Source organism: Xanthomonas translucens pv. cerealis (assembly GCF_006838285.1).
Classification (GTDB): domain Bacteria; phylum Pseudomonadota; class Gammaproteobacteria; order Xanthomonadales; family Xanthomonadaceae; genus Xanthomonas_A; species Xanthomonas_A cerealis.
Genome location: NZ_CP038228.1, coordinates 2,716,515 through 2,735,515, shown reverse-complemented (window position 1 = coordinate 2,735,515; position 19,001 = coordinate 2,716,515). Strand labels below are relative to the sequence as shown.

The window sequence follows — 19,001 nt, the reverse complement described above, 5'->3', positions numbered from 1 at the left end:
GTCGGGCTCCTTGGATGAATCGAGTCTAGAAATCGGAATGGGAAGGCAGCGTCAAGGCCCTTGAAAAGCGCAGGCCCATTCCTATCTGGCAGGCATGGCGGCGGGCCTGGCCCGGCGCCGCGAACCACCCGTCAGGGTTCATCCCATTCACGTTGCAGGAGACTACGAGATGAGCATCGTCCGTTATCGCCCGTTGCCGGCCCAGTCCGCCTTCCAGAACGAGATCAAGCAGGTGTTCGACCGCTTCTTCGACCCCAATGGCGGCACCGACGAGTCGGCCGTCGTCACCGCGCAGTGGGTGCCGCGCGTGGACATCAAGGAAGAGGCCGAGCGTTTCGTGCTGTACGCCGACCTGCCAGGCATCGACCCGTCCGAGATCGAGGTGTCGATGGACAAGGGCATCCTGTCGATCAGTGGCGAGCGCAAGAACGAGTCCGCCGCCGACAGCGAGCGCTTCTCGCGCATCGAGCGCCGCTACGGCAGCTTCCACCGCCGCTTCGCGCTGCCGGACAGCGCCGATCCCGACAACATTTCCGCCACCGGCTACCATGGCGTGCTGGAAGTGCGCATCCCCAAGCGCCCGGCGAGCACGCCGCGCCGGATCCAGGTCGACACCGGGGCCACGATCGTGCAGTAAGCGCGACCACGCGCCGGCGACGCCGCGGCGTCGCCGCGCCTTCGCGGCCGGCCAGTAGAATGGCCGGGCGATGGTGCGCAGCATGCAACCGGCCCGTTGCCGCAAGGCGGCGGGCCGACTCTTTTTGAGGTGATGGATGGAATTCAAGGATTACTACGCGACCCTGGGTGTGGAGCCCAGCGCGGGCGACGCCGAGATCAAGACCGCCTACCGGAGGCTGGCGCGCAAATACCATCCCGACGTCAGCAAGGAGGCCGGCGCCGAGGACAAGTTCAAGGCCATCAACGAGGCCTACGAGGCGCTGCGCGATCCGCCCAAGCGCGCCGCCTACGACCAACTGCGCGCGCAGGGCTACCGGCCCGGCGAAGAGTTCCAGGCCCCGCCCAACTACGGTGGTGCGCAGGGCTACGACTTCGAGGAAGTGTTCGGCAACGGCGGCGCCGGCGGCGGTTTCAGCGATTTCTTCGAGAGCTTGTTCGCGCGTCAGCAGCGCGCGCGCCAGGGCGGCGTCGGCGCCGGTCCCGGCGCGGGCGCGGGCGCGGCGCCGCGCGGCGACACCCGCGCCAAGCTGGCGGTGCCGCTGGAGGCTGTGCACAGCGGCGACAGCGTGCGCATCACCATCAATGGCCGCCAGCTGGACGTGCGCGTGCCCAAGGGCGTGCGCCCCGGCCAGGTGATTCGGCTGAGCGGGCAGGGCAACGGCGGCAGCAACCTGCTGCTGGAGATCGAATACGCCGCGCACCCGCAGTTCGAGGTGGACGGGCTCAACATCCTGTACACCCTGCCGGTGACGCCGTGGCAGGCGGCGCTGGGCACCAGCATCAGCGTGCCGACCCTGGGCGGTGCGGTGGAACTGAAGATCCCGCCGGAGTCCGATGCCGGGCGCAAGCTGCGCCTGCGCGGCCGCGGCCTGCCGGGTACCCCGGCAGGCGACCAGATTGTGGAACTGGAAGTGCTGGCGCCGGCGCCGGAAACCGAGGCGCAGCGCAAGGCGTATCGGGGGTTGGCCAAGGCGTTCGGTGAGGTGGTCTGAGAGGAGCCGGGACCAGGGACCGGGGATCCGGGACCCGGTGGTCTTCGCAAGTGCGCCGCATTTCTGCTTGCTTCGGAGTTGCAAAAAGGCCGCTTTTTCTGCAAAGAAGTGGTCTTCTTCGCATCAAATCGCTCGACGGCTATTTTCGCTCGGGCACCATCTTCCGGTCCCCGGTCCCCGGTCCCCGGTCCCCGGTCCCCGGTCCCCGGTCCCCGGTCCCCGCCTCACTCCTTCGGCCCATCCTCCCCACTGAACACCTGCTCGATCACCTCGGACAGCTCGTCCTCGGAAAACGGCTTGGTGATGTAGGCGCGGGCGCCCTGGCGCATGCCCCACATGCGGTCGGTGTCCTGGTCCTTGGTGGTGACCAGGATCACCGGGATGTGCTGCGTGCTCGGTTCGCGGCGCAGGGTGCGTGTGGCCTGGAAGCCGTTGAGGTTGGGCATCACCACGTCCATCAGCACCAGGTCCGGCAACGCCGCCTTGGCCGCTTCCACGCCGGCCGCGCCGTCGGTGGCGGTGAGCGTTTCGTGTCCCAGCTTTTCGACGATGCGCTGGATGCCGAGCAACTGCGACGGCGAATCGTCGACGATCAGGATGCGTGCCATGTGTTTCCCCCCCCTTGGAAGCACGAGTGTAGTGGCAGCGGCGCGCACCCGGAAAGCGGTGCGCATCACACACCTCCGGGAGCGTCTACGCCGCCGGATCCAGCCGTACCACGGTGCGTCCGAACGACTGCCCGGCAAGCATCGTCGCGAACACCTCGGGCAGGCCGGACAGCTCCACCTCGCGGGTGCAGATCGCGTCCAGGTGGCGCGGTTTCCAGTCGCTGCCCAGGTGCTGCCAGATCCGGTCGCGCAGGTCGCGGGCGGTGCCGGCCGAGCCGATCCCCAACAGCGACACGCCGCGCAGGATGAACGGCATCACCGTCATGTCCAGCTCCGGGGTCGCCGCCAGCCCGGCGCTGGCGACGTTACCGTACGGCGCCGTCTGCGCCAGTAGGCTGGTCAGCATCGCGCCGCCGACGTTGTCCAGGCCGCCGCCGAAGCGCACCGACTCCAAAGGGCGCCTGGTCTGCAGCGCGTCGCGGCCCAGCACCTGACTGGCGCCCAGCGCCTTCAGGTGCTCGGCGCGGTCGGCCTTGCCGCTGACCGCATGCACCTCGAAGCCGGCGCGGCTGAACAGGTCGATCGCCAGCGAGCCGACCCCGCCGGTGGCGCCGGTCACGCACAGCGGGCCGTGTTCCGGGGTCTGCCGGTTGTCGAGCAGGCGCAGCAGCGCCAGCGCCGCGGTGAAGCCGGCGGTGCCCAGCACCATGCTCTCGCGCAAGCTCAGCCCGGCCGGCAGCGGCACCACCCACTTGGCCTCCAGTCGCGCGTACTGGCTGTAGCCGCCGTCGCGGGTCTCGCTGAGGCCGCAGCCGGTGACCAGCACCGCATCGCCCTCCTTGAATCCCGGATCGCTGGAGGCCACCACGTGTCCGGCCACGTCGATGCCGCCCACCAACGGGAAACGGCGCAGGATCTTGCCCTGTCCGGTGCCGGCCAGCGCGTCCTTGAAGTTCACCGACGACCAGGCGCCGCGGATCACCACCTCACCCGGGCTCAGCTGATCCAGCCCCACCGGCTCGACTGCGGCGCGGTAGCCGGCATCGTCCTGATGGATGCGGAAAGCAGGGAAGCGGGCGGGGAGCGACATCGCGAACACCTTGGTCGGCACGAAGGAATGCACCAAGATACCCTTTCGAAACGACGGATCTGCCCCATCTTGTAGAATCGGCGACTCACTTACGGTGACCGGCGCGCACCGACGCGCCGCCACCTACCTTCTTGGAGCATGCATGGCCTGGAATACACCCGGCGGCAAGGGCGGAGATGGCTCGGACAATCACGTGCGCAATCCCTGGAAGCCTCGTGGCGGCAATGGCGGCGGCAAGTGGGGTGGGCTGCCCGGTCCGTTGAAGGACCTGTTCGGCGGCGACGGCGCCAACATCGGCCGCTGGGTGCTGGCGGCAGTGGTGCTGTTGCTGTTGTTCAGTTGCTTCCAGCTGATCGGCGAGCAGCAGCGCGGCGTGGTGCTGCGCTTCGGCCAGTTCTCGCGGATCCTGCAGCCGGGACCGAACTTCAAGCTGCCGTGGCCGATCGAATCGGTGCGCAAGGTCAACGCCACGGAGATCAAGACCTTCAGCAACCAGGTGCCGGTGCTGACCCGCGACGAGAACATCGTCAGCGTCTCGCTCAACGTGCAATACCGCATCGACGACCCGCGCATGTACGTGTTCGGCTCGCGCAACGCCGACCAGGTGCTGGAGCAAGCCGCGCAGAGCGCGGTGCGCGAACAGGTCGGCCGTGCCGACCTCAACGTGGTGTTGAACAACCGCGGGCCGATGGCCACCGCTGCGCGCGACCGCCTGCAGGCCGCGCTCAGCGCCTACCGCACCGGCCTGATCGTGACCGGGCTGACCCTGCCCGACGCCCGCCCGCCGGAAGAAGTGAAACCGGCCTTCGACGAGGTCAACGGCGCGCAGCAGGTCAAGGAACGGCTGATCAACGAGGCCCAGGCCTATGCCGCCAAGATGGTGCCGGAAGCCCGCGGCCAGGCCGCGCGTACCCGCACCGTCGCCGAGGGCTACAAGGAAGCGTCGATCGCCCGCGCGCAAGGCGATGCCGAGCGCTTCACCCTGCTGCAGCAGCAGTACCAGAACGCGCCTGAGGTCACCCGCAAGCGGCTGTGGCTGGAGACGGTGCAGAAGGTGCTGTCGGAGAACCGCAAGGTCATCGGCGGCGATGGCCGCCAGCTGATCTACGTGCCGATGCCGGCCGATGCCGGCAAGGGTGCCGGCGCTGCCGCGCCCGCGTCCAGCGGCGGCATGCCGACGCTGCCACAGGAGGTCCTGATGCCGTCGCTGTCCAGCAGCCCGGCCGAGAGTATCCGCAGTCCGGAGCGCACGGCGCGCCCGAACGGCCGTGAGGAGGTGCAGCCATGAGAATTTCCCTATGGGCGGGCGTGGCGGTCGTGGCGCTGATCGTGCTGTTCAGCTCGGTGTTCGTGGTGCGCGAAGACCAGACCGCGATGGTGCTGAACCTGGGCCGGGTGGCGCGCGCCGACCTCAAGCCGGGCCTGCATTTCAAGTTGCCGTACGAGACCTCGCGCGTGTTCGATCGCCGCTTCCAGGTGCTGGACACGCCGCCTGCGCGCTACTTCACCGCCGAGCAGAAGGACGTCAGCGTCGACTTCTTCGCCATCGGCTACATCTCCGACGTGCGCGCCTTCTACCGCGCCACCGGCGGCGACGAGAAGGTGGCCAATGCGCGCCTGGCGCCGATCATCATCGATTCGCTGCGCAACCAGATCAACGCGCGCACGCTGCAGCAGTTGGTGTCCGGCGACCGCAGCGAACTGATCGCCCAGCAGCTGAGCGCGATCAATGCCGCCGGCAAGACCCTGGGCATGCAGATCACCGACCTGCGCATCAAGCAGATCGACCTGCCCACCGACAGCCAGGTGATCACTGACGTGTACGAGCGCATGCGCGCGCAGCGCAAGCAGGAAGCCAGCAAGCTGCGCGCCGAGGGCGAGGAACAGGCGCTGACCATCCGTGCCCAGGCCGACCGCGAGAGCACGGTGCTGGTTGCCGAGGCCGAGCGCGACGCGCAGAAGCTGCGCGGCGAAGGCGATGCGCAGGCCGCCAGCATCTACGGCAAGGCCGGCTCCGCCGACCCGTCGTTCTACGCGTTCTACCGCAGCCTGGAGGCCTATCGCGGCGCGATGGCCGACGGCAACGCGGTGATCGTGCTGGACAAGAACGATCCGTTCCTGCAGTACCTGAAGAGCGAGCGCTTATAGAGGCCGGGATTGGGGATTTGGGATTCGCAAGAGCGGGTCCCGGTCCCTAACGAAGTACGAGGTCACCGGTCGCATGCGACCTGGCGGCCTGGCGCTTCAGGCATTCTCAACCCGGATAGCCCCAGCATGCGGATTGTTGTGGGAGCGACTTCAGTCGCTCCCACAGGTTTCAGTGCGGTGCTCCAGTCCCGGCGCGGCGCGCCTTCCCCCTTGCCAGAGATCCCATGCACGATCTGATCGCCGCGGTGTGCCTGATGGTCGTCTTCGAGGGCCTGGTGCTGATGGTCGCGCCGGAGGCGTGGAAGCGGCTGGTGCAGCAGATGCTGGTCATGCCAACCGCGCAACTGCGTGCGGCCGGCGGCGTGGCCGTGGCGGTAGGGCTGGCGGCGCTGTGGTGGGTCCGCTCCTGAGCGGCGGCCGCCGCGCCATCCACGCCGGTCGCGCCGGTCGCGCCGCTGAACGCAGCGGCCGAGGGGGTGGTGAGCGTCACCCAAAACCCGGATAATGCACAAAAGCCGGCCGGGCCCGCTCCACACGAGCGCCTCGATCGGCTTTTTCCGTGTAGGGGCGCGCCGCCGCCTGGACGCTCCCCGATGGAGCGGCCTTACCGGCGCCGGCAAGACCCGTGCATGGCCACCACATCCGTGCGGCCCCGATGGCCGCGCAGCAAATCAGGAGTTACCCAGCCATGGGTCAGTCAGTTGTCGTGCTCGGCGCCCAGTGGGGCGATGAAGGCAAAGGCAAGATCGTCGATCTGCTCACCGAGGAAATCGGCGCCGTCGTGCGCTTCCAGGGCGGCCACAACGCCGGCCACACCCTGGTCATCAACGGCAAGAAGACCGTCCTGCACCTGATCCCGTCCGGCATCCTGCGCGAAGACGCGCTGTGCCTGATCGGCAATGGCGTGGTGATCTCCCCGGCCGCCTTGATCAAGGAAATCAGCGAACTGGAGGACGCCGGCGTAGAAGTGCGTTCGCGCCTGAAGATCTCCCCGGCCGCGCCGCTGATCATGCCCTACCACATCGCCCTGGATCAGGCCCGCGAGAAGGCCGCCGGCGGCAAGGCCATCGGCACCACCGGCCGCGGCATCGGCCCGGCCTACGAAGACAAGGTGGCGCGCCGCGGCATCCGCATCGCCGACCTGCATTACCCGCCGCAGCTGGAAGAGCTGCTGCGCACCGCGCTGGACTACCACAACTTCGTGCTGACCAAGTACCTGTGCGTGGACGCGGTCGATTTCCAGAAGACCTTCGACGAAGCCCTGGCCTTCGGCGACTACGTGCAGCCGATGAAATACGACGTGGCCGGCATCCTCCACGAGCTGCGCAAGCAGGGCAAGCGCGTGCTGTTCGAAGGCGCGCAGGGCGCGCTGCTGGACATCGACCACGGCACCTACCCGTACGTCACCAGCTCCAACACCACCGTCGGCGGCGCGCTGGCCGGCACCGGTGTCGGTGCCGATGCGATCGACTACGTGCTGGGCATCGCCAAGGCCTACGCCACCCGCGTCGGCGGCGGCCCGTTCCCGACCGAACTGGACGACGACGTGGGCCAGGGCATCCGCGACCGCGGCGCCGAGTACGGCGCCTCCACCGGCCGCCCGCGCCGCTGCGGCTGGATGGACATCGTCGCGCTCAAGCGCGCCGTGGCCATCAACGGCATCTCCGGCCTGTGCATCACCAAGCTCGACGTGCTCGATGGCATGGAGAAGCTGAAGATCTGCATCGCCTACGAATACCGCGGCAAGCGCACCGAATACGCACCGCTGGACGCGCAGGGCTGGGAGGAGTGCACCCCGGTGTACCTGGAGTTCCCGGGCTGGACCGAAAACACCCACGGCATCACCGAGTGGGACAAGCTGCCCGCCGCCGCCCGCGCCTACCTGCGCGCGCTGGAGGAGCTGGCCGGCTGCCCGATCTCGATCGTCTCCACCGGCCCGGACCGCGACCACACGATGGTGTTGCAGGATCCGTTCGCGTGATCCGGCGTCCCGGCTTATGCCGGGACCAGTGCCGCAGCAAGGCCCCGCAAGGGGCCTTCTTTTTTGTTGAAAAGACTAGACTTGCAAAGCTAATTTCCTAGGGTGGATATTCCATATTCCGGAATATGGAATAAGGGCGCGCTGTGGAGCTAAAATCCCAGGACCCCATGGTGCTGTATAAGCAGGTCGCTCAAGCAGGGCGATCCTGGACGTATGCATCCTTGGGCGAAGCGCTGCAGATGAGTGCCTCGCAGGTGCACCGTAGCGTGAAGCGATGCACGGCGTGCGACTTGGCGCTGGAGAAAGGGCGCGGCGAATGGGGCGCGGTGCGTACCGCGCCGCATGAATTCGCAGTACACGGCGTGCGCTATGCGTTCCCCCCGCCTTGGGTCCTGTGCGAAGAGGGATTCCCACGGCGGTCGGCCCGCCGCCGCTGTCCGTGGATATCGCCAGTACGCCCGGCGAGGCACCGGTGTGGCCGAGCGCAGAGGGCACGGCAAAGGGGCCGGGCGTGGCGCCGTTGTCCGCCAATGCGCCGCACGCTGCGCTGGCCGATTCTGGCTTGTACGAATTGTTGGCGCTTCAGGATGCCTTGCGCATCGGCCGTGCGCGCGAGCGCGCATTGGCTGCCAAGCACCTCAAGCAACGGTTGGGCCTCGGCGATGCGAGCTGACGATCCCAATCTGCCGCATCTACGTGCGATCGCCGATGCGCTAGGCGAACTGCGTGAGCAGGTCGTCTTCCTCGGTGGCGCAGTCGTTGGCCTGTTGCAGTCCGATCCATTGGCTGAGCGTGTTCGCGCTCCCTACGACGTCGATGCGGTGGTGGATCTGGACTGGTCCCGGTTCCGTCGTATCGAAGAGCGTGTGCAGACGCAAGGCTTCGCCCGCGAGATGGAAGTGGCGTGGTCTGTCGTTGGGTGCATCGTAAGTCTGGCATGGTGTTCGATCTGATGCCGGTGGATTCCGAGGTCCTCGGCTTCTCGAATCGTTGGTACGCCTACGCATGCCGTGGAAACGGCTCAGTCAGTTGAATTGGATGAGCGTTTATCCATACGGATGGTGACAGCGGTTGCGTTCATCGCGACGAAGCTTGAGGCCTTCGCTACGCGGGGTCAGGGCGACTTTCTTTCCAGCCACGATCTGGAGGACGTGCTCAATGTCGTCGACGGGCGGGCCGAACTGGCCGAAGAACTCGCCATGGCGCCGGAAGACCTGCGGCGCAAAGTCGCCAACGCATTTGCGGCGCTGCTGGACAATCCTGCGTTCGCGAATGCGCTGCCCGGTTTGGTGGCCGAGCCCGGAAGGGCAGGGATTGTGCGCGAGCGCCTTCAAACCATGCTCCTTTTGCGGCCACAGTGAAAATCGCCGCATGACGAAGATGCCGCACGCAAGACGACACTCCCAATCTCGCGCCGACGTCGACGCGGTGGCCGAGCGGCGCTACGCCGGCATCATCGCGTCCGGGAAGGCCATTGCGTGGAGCGACATGCGCGTCTATCTGAAAAGCGCATGTCAGCTGAGCTGAACCCTGCTCTGTCGGCTACCTGTTGCCTGTACCACACGTGTGCTACATCGCCTCGAACCCATCGCCGGGAGCCCCGCATGAGCACCACCACCATCCGCCTGCCGGACGCGCTCAAGGCCCGCATCGCCAAGGCAGCGGAAGCGGCCGGCACCACGTCGCACAACTTCATCCTGGAAGCCATCGCCGAGAAGGCCGAGCTGGCCGAGCGGCGCGCCGACTTCCACGCCCAGGCCGATCAGCGTTGGGCCAAGTTCCTGGAGACGGGTGAGACCATCCCGTGGGACGAGGCGCGCACCTACTTCAGGGCCCAGGTTGCAGGAAAGCCTGCGAAGCGGCCGGTGGCGCGCAAGCTGGAAGACTGAAGTGGCGCGCATTCGCCTCGGCCCCGGCGTGATCGAGGATCTGGAGCGGATCGCCGCGTATCTGCGCGACCACGAGAGCGAGCATGCAGAGGAGAGAGCCGAGGAGATCGTCAGCGCGTTCGACGTGCTGGCAGGCAATCCGTTGATCGGCCGCCCGGTCCATGGAGACAGCCGCGAACTGGTGATGGGCCGCGGTTCGCGCGGTGACGTGGCGTTGTATCGCTATGTGGATGTGACCGACACGGTGGTCGTGCTGGCGATCCGCGCACAGCGAGCGGCGGGCTATGCACGCGATGTATGAAACCGAGGCGGACACCCGCCCCAACTAACAAGGAAGACCGCTGATGCTCACAGCACTGTTCGACAAGCTGTTGCATCGCACGCCCAGTGCGGATGCGTTCGCCAAGCTGTTTCTCGATGCGCTGCGCGCGCGGCAATTCGGACGCGTTGACCTACCTGCCCGACGAATTCCGCTTTGCCGACCAGCGCGGGCGCATCATCAACCTGCACAACGCCTACCACGCCTACACCACGGCCGATCGCCACGGCCGCGCCGAGGTGCTGCGCAGCTATGCCGCCGCATTCGTCGAGGGTCAGAACGAAGACGACGAGACCCGAACATTCGAGCAGCTACGGCCGACGCTGATGCCGGTGATTCGCCATCGCGGCATGCTCGAGGAAATGCGCCTGCAGCACGTGCGCGAGCATGGCTGGGATGCGCCCTTCGCGGTCGTCTGGCGCGAGATTGCCGAGGACTGCGTCGAGTTGCTGGCGATCGACCGCCCCGATTCGACCTCGACCCTGCTCGCTGGGCCGAAGGGCGCATGGGGCATCACCTTCGAGCAAGCCCTGGCCATCGCGCACGACAACCTGCGCGACGCCACGCCGGACCGCTTCGTCGAGGTCGCCGCAGGTATCTACCAGGGTGCATGGCAGGATGCGTACGACAGCAGCCGCGTGGTGCTGCCCGACGTGCTGCAGCGCGTCCCGGTGAAGGGGCGGCCGGTGTTCATGCTGCCCACCCGCGATTGCCTGCTGGTGGTGGGCGACCGCGACGAAACCGCGATGGCCGGCATGCTGGAACTGAGCCTGGAAGCGGCCGCGCACGGCCGCTGCGTCTCCTCGCTGGCCTTCGCCTACGACGAGCGCCGGATCGTCCCGTTCGCGCTGCCGCAGCCGGAACACCGGCGCCGCCAGGCCGATCTGCGGCGGGTGATGGAAGCCTCCACCTATTCCGTGCACAAGGAATTCCTGGAAAAGATCCACGCCGCGAACCAGGACGATATTTTCGTCGCCTCCTACCGTGTGTTCGAAGAAAACGACGGCAGTGGTCGGCAGTTTTCGGTGGCCACCTGGACCCGCGGCGTGGATACCTCGCTACCCAGGGCCGAGCGCATCGCCTTCGTCACGCCAAAGCAAGAGGGCGATGCGGACGTGATGTTCGTCGAGTGGGATAAGGCCGTCGCCGTGGTCGCCGATTTGATGCAGCAGGAACCCGGCTTCTATCCGCCGCGCTTTCGCGTGCGTGCCTTTCCCAGCGAGGCGAAACTCCGGCAACTGGCATGACCTGACCGCTGCCGTCGGCTCGGCAGGGCGGGGTCCTGGCGGCCCGACCTGATCGTCCGCTGTCCGTGCTCCAGGCGGCCGCGCCGAATGCGCCACGCCGTCTGTATTCTGCGCCGTCCCCTCGAAGAGCACTCATGCGCCAGATCCTGACGACCGCTATCGCCCTGGCCTTGGCCAGCGTCTCGCCGTGCACGTTCGCCCAGCCGGACAGTCCTGCGCCCAGCGTCGCCGTCGCGCCGGCCATCGCGGTCACCACGCAAGTGCCGCGCACCGCAAGGCCGCGCCATTACGCGCTGGAGATCACCCCGCACGCCGACAAGATGACGTTCGACGGCAAGGTCAGCATCGATCTCGACGTGCTGCAGGCCACCGACCGCATCGTGCTGCAGGCGGCCGAACTGCGCTTCGGTCGCAGCACCCTGACCGGCGGCAAGGCCAAGGCGGCGCTGGTGGCCAAGGTCGCCAGCGACGCCGACGCGCAGACCGCCAGCTTCGTGTTCGCCAAGCCGTTGGCGCCGGGCCGCTACGTGCTGTCCATCGACTACAGCGGCGTCATCAACACCCAGGCCAACGGCCTGTTCGCGCTGGACTACGCCACCGCGCACGGCCAGCGCCGCGCGCTGTACACGCAGTTCGAGAACTCCGACGCGCGCCGCGTCCTGCCGTCCTGGGACGAACCCGACTTCAAGGCCACCTTCTACCTGACGGTGAACGCACCGGCTGCGCAGATGGTGGTCGGCAACATGCCCGTGGCCGCCGCCACCGACCTCGGTCATGGCCTCAAGCGCGTCGCGTTCCAGACCACGCCGAAGATGTCCACCTACCTGTTGTTCCTGGCCGTGGGCGATTTCGAGCGCACCGCGCTCAAGGGCGACAACGGCACCGAGATCGGCGTGATCGCCCAGCAGGGCAAGGCCGAGCAGGCGCGCTTCGCGCTGGAGTCCGGCCGCGACGTGCTGCGCGAATACAACGACTACTTTGGCGTGCGCTATCCGCTGCCCAAGCTGGACAACATCGCCGCGCCGGGCGACAGCCAGTTCTTCAGCGCCATGGAAAACTGGGGCGCCATCTTCACTTTCGAACATTCCTTGCTGCTGGACCCGGCAGTGTCGGATGTGACCGATCGGCAGCGCGTGTTCACCACCGCCGCGCACGAGATCGCGCACCAATGGTTCGGCGACCTGGTGACCATGGCCTGGTGGGACGACCTTTGGCTCAACGAAGGCTTCGCCACCTGGCTGGAAGGCCGCACCACCGCCAAGCTGCACCCGGAATGGGATATCGACAAGGCCGGCCCGGCCTACGTCAGCCGCGCCGCCATGGGCCGCGACGCCTACGCCACCACCCACCCGGTGGTGCAGAACGTGGCGACCGTCGAACAGGCCAGCCAGGCCTTCGACGGCATCACCTACCAGAAGGGCTCGGCGGTGATCGGCATGCTCGAGGACTACGTCGGCGCCGACGCATGGCGCGACGGCGTGCGCCGCTACATCAAGAAGCGCGCCTACGGCAACGCGGTCACCGGCGACCTGTGGCAGGAAATCGACGCCGCCGCCCCCGGCAAGCAGTTCCTGCAGGTGGCACACGATTTCACCCTGCAGCCCGGCGTGCCGCTGATCAAGGTCGCCGCCAGTTGCAACGCCGGCACCACCGTCGTGCGCCTGGAGCAGGGCGAATACAGTCTCGACCGCCCCGACAAACAACCGCTGCGCTGGCACGTGCCGGTGGCGGTGCGCAGCGGCGGCCACGACATGCGCGTGCTGGTGGACGGCAGCGCGCAGCTGCAACTGCCCGGCTGCACCGCCCCGGTGCTGGTCAACGCCGGGCAGAAGGGCTACTACCGCACGCTGTACGCGCCGGCACAATTCAAGGCGCTGGCCGACGGCTTCGCCACGCTGCCGGTGGTGGACCAGCTCGGCGTGTTGCTGGATACCAGCGCCCTGGCCACTGTCGGCCTGCAGCCGCAAGCGGACCTGCTCGGCCTGGCCGACAAGGTGCCGGTGGGCGCGGCCTCGAACCTGTGGGCCATCGTGTCCGCGTTCTATGCCGACATCGACGACCTGTTCAAGGGCGATCCCAAGCGCCAGGCCGCCTGGCGCCGCTACGCGCTGTCGCGGCTGGCGCCGGAGTTCGCCACGCTGGGCTGGGACGACCGCGCCAGCGACGCCGCCCAGGTCAAGCAACTGCGCGCGGACCTGATCGACACGCTCGGCGGCATGGGCGACGCGCAGGTGATCGCCGAAGCGCGCCGCCGTTTCGCCGCATTCCAGGCCCACCCCAGCGCCTTGTCGCCGGAACTGCGCAACAGCGTGCTGGGCATCGTCGCCCGCAATGCCGACGCCGCCACCTGGGACGCACTGCACCGGATGGCGCAGAAGGAGACGTCCTCGATGATCCGCGACCAGGACTACCTGCTGCTAGCCTCCGCCAAGGACGACGCCCTCGCGCAGCGCGCCCTGGACATGGCGCTGACCGACGAACCCGGCGCCACCAACAGCGCCTCCATGATCTCGCAGGTCTCGGGCGAACACCCGGACCTGGCCTTCGATTTCGCCGTGGCCCACCGCGAGCGCGTGGACACCCTGGTCGGCACCACCTCGCGCGCCCGCTACTACCCGCGCCTGGGCGCCGGCTCGGTCGACCTGAAGATGGTCGACAAGATCCAGGCGTATGCGCAGCGCTACCTCGCCGCGACCTCGCGCCGCGATGCGGACGCGGCCATCGCCGACATCCGCACGCGGCTGAAGCTGCGTGCGCAGCGGGTGCCGCAGATCAAGGCGTGGTTGGCGGGGCGGAAGGGGTGAAATGAGTGGTGGCTGGTCGAGTGCGGCTGGCTCCCGACCAGGGAGCCTTCGCCCGGCCCAGCCAAAAGGCTTTGCAAATACCCAGATTGGGTAGAAACCTACCCAATTTGGGTACGAGGGCGGGCGGTTGGTGCGCGCGGGTTGGAAAGCCCGCGTCGCTTGCCGAGGACAGCGGCAAAGTTGAAGTCACAGCGCCCGCCTGCCATCATGCGTTGCAATTGCAACGCATGAGGTGTCGCATGAAATCAGCATCCTTACCTTCGCTCCGGGTCGATCCTGCGCTGCGCGAAGCCGCCGAGGCGGTGCTGCAAAAGGGCGAAACCCTGTCCAGCTTCGTCGAGCAGTCCGTGCGTGCCCAAGTGCAGCTGCGGCAACAGCAGGATGCGTTTGTCGCGCGTGGCCTGGCATCGCGCGATAGCGCCCGGCAGTCGGGCCGCTACATCGACGCGAAAGACGTGCTGGCTGGGCTGCAGTCCCAGTTGGATACGGCCCGGAAGGGCTAAGCCAGCGTGGGATTCACCGTCCGCTTCACGGAGGAAGCGCGCGAAGACCTCTCGCGCCTCTACGACTGGCTGCTGCAACGCGCAGAGGGCGACTTCACCGTGGCCGAGCGTGCGCGGCAGGCCATCCGAGACGGCATCACCGTGCTTGAACTTGCGCCGTTGAGCTGCCGCAAGGCGGGCTCGGGTGATCCATTTCTGCGCGAGTTGGTGATCGGCTTTGGCGCCAGCGGCTATGTGCTGCTGTTCGAGGTCGAGGACAGCCAATGCGTCACGGTACTGGCGGTTCGGTATCAGCGCGAAGACGACTATCACTGATATCCCGGCTGCACCCGACTCGATTTACGGATGCACCATTCTCCATCTGGAAATATCACTTTGAATCACGCTTCCCTTTCCGCCTTTATCTGGTCTGTTGCCGACCTGCTGCGCGGTGATTACAAACAGTCCGAATACGGTCGCGTCATCCTGCCGTTCACCGTGCTGCGCCGCCTGGACTGCGTGCTGGAAAGGACCAAGCCGGCCGTGCTGGCCGAATTCGAGGCCAAGACCAAGGCGGGTTTGAACCCTGAAGCTTTCCTGCTGCGAAAGGCAGGGCAGAGCTTCTACAACACCTCGCCTCTGGACCTGACCAAGCTGCTGGGCGACCAGGACCATATCCGCCAGAACCTCTACGCCTACATCCAGGCATTCTCGCCGGAGGCGCGCGACATTTTCGAGCGCTTCGATTTCCATGCCCAAGTCGAGCGGCTGGCCAAGGCCAACCTGCTGTACCTGGTCACCGAGAAGTTCGCCAATATCGACCTGCACCCCGATGTGGTGGACAACGCCACCATGGGCTCGGTGTTCGAGGAACTGATCCGCAAGTTCGCGGAAATCTCCAACGAGACCGCCGGTGAGCACTTCACACCGCGCGAGGTCATCCGCCTGATGGTCGGCCTGTTATTCATCGAGGACGACGACGTGCTGACCCCCGGCAATGCCGTGGTGCGCACCATCTATGACCCCACCGCCGGCACCGGCGGCATGCTGTCCATCGCCGGCGAATACCTGGCCGAACACAACCCGCAGGCGCGGCTCACCATGTACGGCCAGGAGCTCAACGATGAGTCCTACGCCATCTGCAAGGCCGACATGCTGATCAAAGGCCAGGCGGTGGAGAACATCATCGCGGGCAATACCCTCAGCGAGGACGGCCACGCCGGGCGCAAGTTCGACTACATGCTGTCCAACCCGCCGTTTGGCGTGGAATGGAAGAAGGTGGAGAAGGCCGTCCGTGCCGAGCACGAGGCCAAGGGCTTCGACGGCCGCTTCGGCCCTGGCCTGCCGCGCGTGTCCGATGGCTCGATGCTGTTCCTGATGCACCTGCTCAGCAAGATGCGCCCGGCGCGCGACGGCGGCAGCCGTTTCGGCATCGTGCTCAATGGCTCGCCGCTGTTCACCGGCGGTGCCGGCAGTGGTGAGAGCGAGATCCGTCGCTATGTGCTGGAAAACGACCTGGTGGAAGCCATCGTCGGCCTGCCCACCGACATGTTCTACAACACTGGCATCGCCACCTATGTGTGGATCCTGTCCAACAAGAAGCCGGACGACCGCAAAGGCTGGGTGCAGCTGATCGATGCCGGCAGCTTCTGGCAGAAAATGCGCAAGAGCCTGGGCTCCAAGCGCAAGGAGATGGCGCAGGCCCATATCGACACCGTCACCCGCCTGTTTGGCGACTTCGCCGAGGCCGAGCTGGTCAGCGTGATCGACGCCGCCGGCAACGCGCTGGGCGAGCCGCAGCTGGTGACGCATACGCAGGCCGCACCGCAGGCCCCCGAGGGCGGCCGCCTCAAGCGCGTGCCCATCGCGCGCATCTTCAAGAACGAAGACTTCGGCTACACCACCATCACCGTCGAGCGCCCGTTGAAGGACGAGGCCGGCAACGTGGTGCTGGGCCTCAAGGGCAAGCAGAAGGGCAAGCCGCAGCCGGACAGCGGCCTGCGCGATACCGAGAACGTGCCGCTGGATCAAGACATCGGCGACTACTTCAAGCGAGAAGTGCTGCCGCATGCAACCGATGCCTGGATCGACGAGACGAAGAACAAGGTTGGCTATGAAATTCCGTTCAATCGACACTTCTACGTATTCGAGCCGCCACGCAGTCTGCAGGCCATCGACGAGGAACTGAAGGCGGTGACTACCAGCATCATGAAGATGCTGGGGGAGTTGGCGGAATGAGTACCGGAACGTTCTTTGTGCCCAACGCATTCATCTCCGCAGATACGGGGTTCCAGGGGCTTTATGCCGCGCGAGGCAAGTCGTGAGCCTACGGCGTTATCCCGAGTACAAGGACAGCGGGGTTGAGTGGCTGGCGGATGTCCCAGTGCATTGGTCCGTTGATCGCTTGAAGGCTTCGATCACTTCGTGCAAGAACGGAATCTGGGGCGATGACCCTAGCGGGGATGCAAACGACATTGATTGTGTGCGCGTAGCGGACTTTGATCGTGTCCGTTTCGTTGTGGATGCTGATGTGCCTACCAAGCGGGCAGTGCCAAAGAAGGATCGTGTTGGACGCTTGCTGGATCGAGGGGACTTGCTGCTGGAGAAGTCTGGGGGTGGCGAGAAGCAGCCAGTTGGTCAAGTTGTTCTTTATGATCGTGACGCCTCAGCTGTTTGCTCAAACTTCGTAGCGAAGGTGTCGTTGGCTGATGGGATGGCGCCAAGGTTCTGGATGTATCAGCACGCTGCGGCTTATGCGCGGGGCGTCAATGTTGGTTCGATCAAGCAGACGTCCGGCATCCAGAATCTAGATCAGTCACAGTATTTCAATGAACGTGGAGTCTTTCCGCCGGAAGATGAGCAGGTGCTTATCGCCGCCTTCCTCGACCGCGAAACCGGCAAGATCGATGCGCTGATTGCCGCGCAGGAAAAGCTCATCGCCCTGCTCGCCGAAAAGCGTCAGGTCACCATCTCCCACGCCGTCACCAAAGGCCTGAACCCCAACGCCCCGATGAAGGATTCCGGGGTGGTGTGGTTGGGTGAGGTGCCGACGCACTGGGCTATCAAGCGAGTGAAGCATCTTGTGAAGGAGGGCATTGCCGGTCCATATGGTTCTTCGCTGACCAAGTCGATGTATTCGGCGTCCGGCTATCGCGTCTACGGACAGCAGCAGGTCATTCCGGGCGACTTCTCCGTGGGCGACTACTACATATCGGAGGAACAGTTCGCCGAGATGTCTCGCTATCAGGTCAGGCCCAATGATGTCCTAATTAGCGTTATGGGAACCATTGGGCGGTCTGCAGTGGTTCCACAAGATGCTGAGGCAGGAATCATCAACCCTCGATTGGTGCTTTATCGAGTGATAGAAAGGTTGATCTGTCCAAAGTACCTCCAGGTCTTCCTCAACAACCTGACGAGTCAGCGATATTTTTCGCTGGCCGCCCAGGGCACGACGATGGAAGGATTGAATATGGGGTCGATTGGAGAGTTGCACGTCGCGCTGCCGCCGCTGCACGAGCAGCAGGAAATTTTGCAGTTCGTGCAGAGCGAAGGGGCAAAACTAGACCTGATTAGCCCCGACTCTCAGCCATGAAAATTGCTCGCTGCACGTAAAACCGGCTCTGGGCATGGTGTGGATTGCATCATGGCCGTGGCAAGTCGTGGCAGCATCTCGCGCAAGCGGAATCGACGATTAAAACGATAGGCCGCTTCTCCCAGGTAACGCCTTGCGTATTTGCCTTGCGCGATGGCGTGATACACGCCACTGATGGCGCGTTTGAGATTGCCCAGCACCACGTTGAGCCAACGTGCACCGGCCGTTTCGGTCGCGGCACGACCACCGCCAGTGTCCAGCGTGGTGTGCGCGTGGCCGGCGTCTTCTAGCCGGCGCAAGCAGGCCAGCCCATCGGTGTAGACCTCGCATTCGGGCGCCAAGCGACGGGCAATCCAGTCCTGCAGCGAGGTGTTATCGAAGCTGCGCACCGGCTCGATCACCACAAAGCGCGGCGCGGTGAAGGTGGCATCGGTCTGCACCGCAATCAGGAACGCTTGTTTGTTCTCTGATCCGCGTCCGGCCTTGCCACCGTTACGCTCGCCGCCGAGATAGGCATCGTCGATCTGCACGAAACCCGCCAGTTTCCGCATGGATTCGCGCTCGGCCATAACGTGCATGATCTTGTGTTTCATCCGCCAGGCCGTCTTGTAGTTGACGCCCAGATGCCGCATCAACTCCAGCGCGGCCATGTTGGTGTTGGTCGAGGTCAGCAGGTGCAACGCCAGCATCCAGGTGCGCAGCGGCAGTTTGGTGCCTTCGAACATCGTGCCAGCGATCAGGCTGGTCTGATGCCGGCACGCGCTGCATTGGTAGTAGATCGCAGCACCCCGCTTGAAACGCGACCGCGCCCGTCCAGCACAGGATGGGCAGCGAAATCCCTGCGGCCAGCGCCACTTGTAGAGCGCGCGATAGCACTTGGCCTGGGTGCCGTAGGACGCGAAGAACTCAGACATCGACAATCCAGCTTGGAACTGCACGGCATTGATGCTCATCAGGCCACCTCGTTGGCTTCAGGTGACAGCAGCATCCACCCAGCGCGGCGCAGATCCTGCGACAGGCAGCTGAAGGTCAGGGCTAATCAGGAAACTAGATGCGCTGTCAGCTGAGTCTGACCGTGCTGTCTCCCTGCTTAAAGAACGTCGCTCCGCCCTCATTGCCGCTGCCGTCACCGGCCAGATCGATGTACGTGACGAAGTGGTTGAGGTGGCCG

The 19,001-nt window shown here is 65.8% G+C and carries 17 protein-coding genes and 3 pseudogenes; 17 read left to right on the top strand and 3 right to left on the bottom strand.

Annotation, left to right across the window (positions count from 1 at the left end; genetic code table 11):
• Nucleotides 1-169 precede the first annotated feature (169 nt).
• Together E4A48_RS11925 and E4A48_RS11920 are read left to right on the top strand one after the other, a co-directional pair.
• Nucleotides 170-637, top strand: coding sequence for an Hsp20/alpha crystallin family protein (locus E4A48_RS11925; protein WP_039007290.1), 468 nt, complete (start codon nt 170-172; stop codon nt 635-637).
• A 136-nt stretch (nt 638-773) separates the two neighbouring features.
• A complete protein-coding gene (locus tag E4A48_RS11920; RefSeq protein WP_142742492.1) occupies nt 774-1,670 on the top strand; it encodes a DnaJ C-terminal domain-containing protein in 897 nt (298 codons plus the stop codon).
• Between the two features lie 224 nt (nt 1,671-1,894).
• Here the strand turns inward: E4A48_RS11920 and pilH are convergent, their stop codons facing one another.
• Complete coding sequence (pilH, locus tag E4A48_RS11915; RefSeq protein WP_039007286.1) at nt 1,895-2,278, bottom strand: twitching motility response regulator PilH; 384 nt, start codon at nt 2,276-2,278, stop codon at nt 1,895-1,897.
• An 85-nt stretch (nt 2,279-2,363) separates the two neighbouring features.
• Complete coding sequence (locus E4A48_RS11910) at nt 2,364-3,368, bottom strand: acrylyl-CoA reductase family protein (protein WP_039009223.1); 1,005 nt, start codon at nt 3,366-3,368, stop codon at nt 2,364-2,366.
• Between the two features lie 142 nt (nt 3,369-3,510).
• Between E4A48_RS11910 and hflK the strand changes: the two genes are divergently transcribed.
• From hflK to E4A48_RS11840, 15 genes and pseudogenes are all read left to right on the top strand, one after another.
• On the top strand, nt 3,511-4,656 hold the full coding sequence (hflK, locus tag E4A48_RS11905) for an FtsH protease activity modulator HflK (protein ID WP_142742491.1): 1,146 nt from the start codon (nt 3,511-3,513) through the stop codon (nt 4,654-4,656).
• The gene (hflC, locus tag E4A48_RS11900; RefSeq protein ID WP_039007282.1) at nt 4,653-5,516 is read left to right on the top strand and encodes a protease modulator HflC; all 864 of its coding nucleotides are present in this window, start codon (nt 4,653-4,655) and stop codon (nt 5,514-5,516) included. Before hflK ends, hflC begins: the two co-directional genes overlap by 4 nt.
• 224 nt (nt 5,517-5,740) lie before the next feature.
• Nucleotides 5,741-5,926 carry a DUF2065 domain-containing protein gene (locus tag E4A48_RS11895; protein ID WP_142742490.1) on the top strand — a complete coding sequence of 62 codons (186 nt, stop codon included), beginning with the start codon at nt 5,741-5,743 and terminating at the stop codon, nt 5,924-5,926.
• 278 nt (nt 5,927-6,204) lie between these two features.
• Nucleotides 6,205-7,497: an adenylosuccinate synthase gene (locus E4A48_RS11890; RefSeq protein ID WP_142742489.1), complete on the top strand. Its 1,293-nt coding sequence runs from the start codon at nt 6,205-6,207 to the stop codon at nt 7,495-7,497.
• A gap of 167 nt (nt 7,498-7,664) precedes the next feature.
• Nucleotides 7,665-8,170 (top strand): annotated as a pseudogene (locus E4A48_RS11885) (MarR family transcriptional regulator).
• Nucleotides 8,160-8,858: pseudogene (locus tag E4A48_RS21450) on the top strand (hypothetical protein). The pseudogenes E4A48_RS11885 and E4A48_RS21450 overlap by 11 nt, the downstream one beginning before the upstream one ends.
• Before the next feature lie 10 nt (nt 8,859-8,868).
• The gene (locus E4A48_RS20585) at nt 8,869-9,024 is read left to right on the top strand and encodes a hypothetical protein (protein ID WP_155521885.1); all 156 of its coding nucleotides are present in this window, start codon (nt 8,869-8,871) and stop codon (nt 9,022-9,024) included.
• 77 nt (nt 9,025-9,101) lie between these two features.
• Nucleotides 9,102-9,386: a type II toxin -antitoxin system TacA 1-like antitoxin gene (locus E4A48_RS11875; RefSeq protein WP_039007278.1), complete on the top strand. Its 285-nt coding sequence runs from the start codon at nt 9,102-9,104 to the stop codon at nt 9,384-9,386.
• A 1-nt stretch (nt 9,387) separates the two neighbouring features.
• Nucleotides 9,388-9,687: a type II toxin-antitoxin system RelE/ParE family toxin gene (locus E4A48_RS11870; protein WP_058196082.1), complete on the top strand. Its 300-nt coding sequence runs from the start codon at nt 9,388-9,390 to the stop codon at nt 9,685-9,687.
• A 43-nt stretch (nt 9,688-9,730) separates the two neighbouring features.
• Nucleotides 9,731-10,952: pseudogene (locus E4A48_RS11865) on the top strand (hypothetical protein).
• A gap of 134 nt (nt 10,953-11,086) precedes the next feature.
• Nucleotides 11,087-13,756, top strand: a complete 2,670-nt coding sequence (locus tag E4A48_RS11860; protein ID WP_142742488.1) for a M1 family metallopeptidase — start codon at nt 11,087-11,089, stop codon at nt 13,754-13,756.
• Nucleotides 13,757-13,995: 239 nt separating this feature from the next.
• Complete coding sequence (locus tag E4A48_RS11855) at nt 13,996-14,259, top strand: YlcI/YnfO family protein (RefSeq protein WP_039007274.1); 264 nt, start codon at nt 13,996-13,998, stop codon at nt 14,257-14,259.
• 6 nt (nt 14,260-14,265) lie between these two features.
• On the top strand, nt 14,266-14,574 hold the full coding sequence (locus E4A48_RS11850) for a type II toxin-antitoxin system RelE/ParE family toxin (protein ID WP_039007272.1): 309 nt from the start codon (nt 14,266-14,268) through the stop codon (nt 14,572-14,574).
• 60 nt (nt 14,575-14,634) lie between these two features.
• Complete coding sequence (locus E4A48_RS11845) at nt 14,635-16,476, top strand: type I restriction-modification system subunit M (protein ID WP_142742487.1); 1,842 nt, start codon at nt 14,635-14,637, stop codon at nt 16,474-16,476.
• 82 nt (nt 16,477-16,558) lie between these two features.
• Nucleotides 16,559-17,830: a restriction endonuclease subunit S gene (locus tag E4A48_RS11840; protein WP_142742486.1), complete on the top strand. Its 1,272-nt coding sequence runs from the start codon at nt 16,559-16,561 to the stop codon at nt 17,828-17,830.
• On the opposite strand, the gene E4A48_RS11835 is transcribed toward E4A48_RS11840, so the two are convergent.
• Complete coding sequence (locus E4A48_RS11835; RefSeq protein WP_142742485.1) at nt 17,821-18,783, bottom strand: IS1595 family transposase; 963 nt, start codon at nt 18,781-18,783, stop codon at nt 17,821-17,823. The genes E4A48_RS11840 and E4A48_RS11835 overlap by 10 nt on opposite strands.
• Nucleotides 18,784-19,001 lie beyond the last annotated feature (218 nt).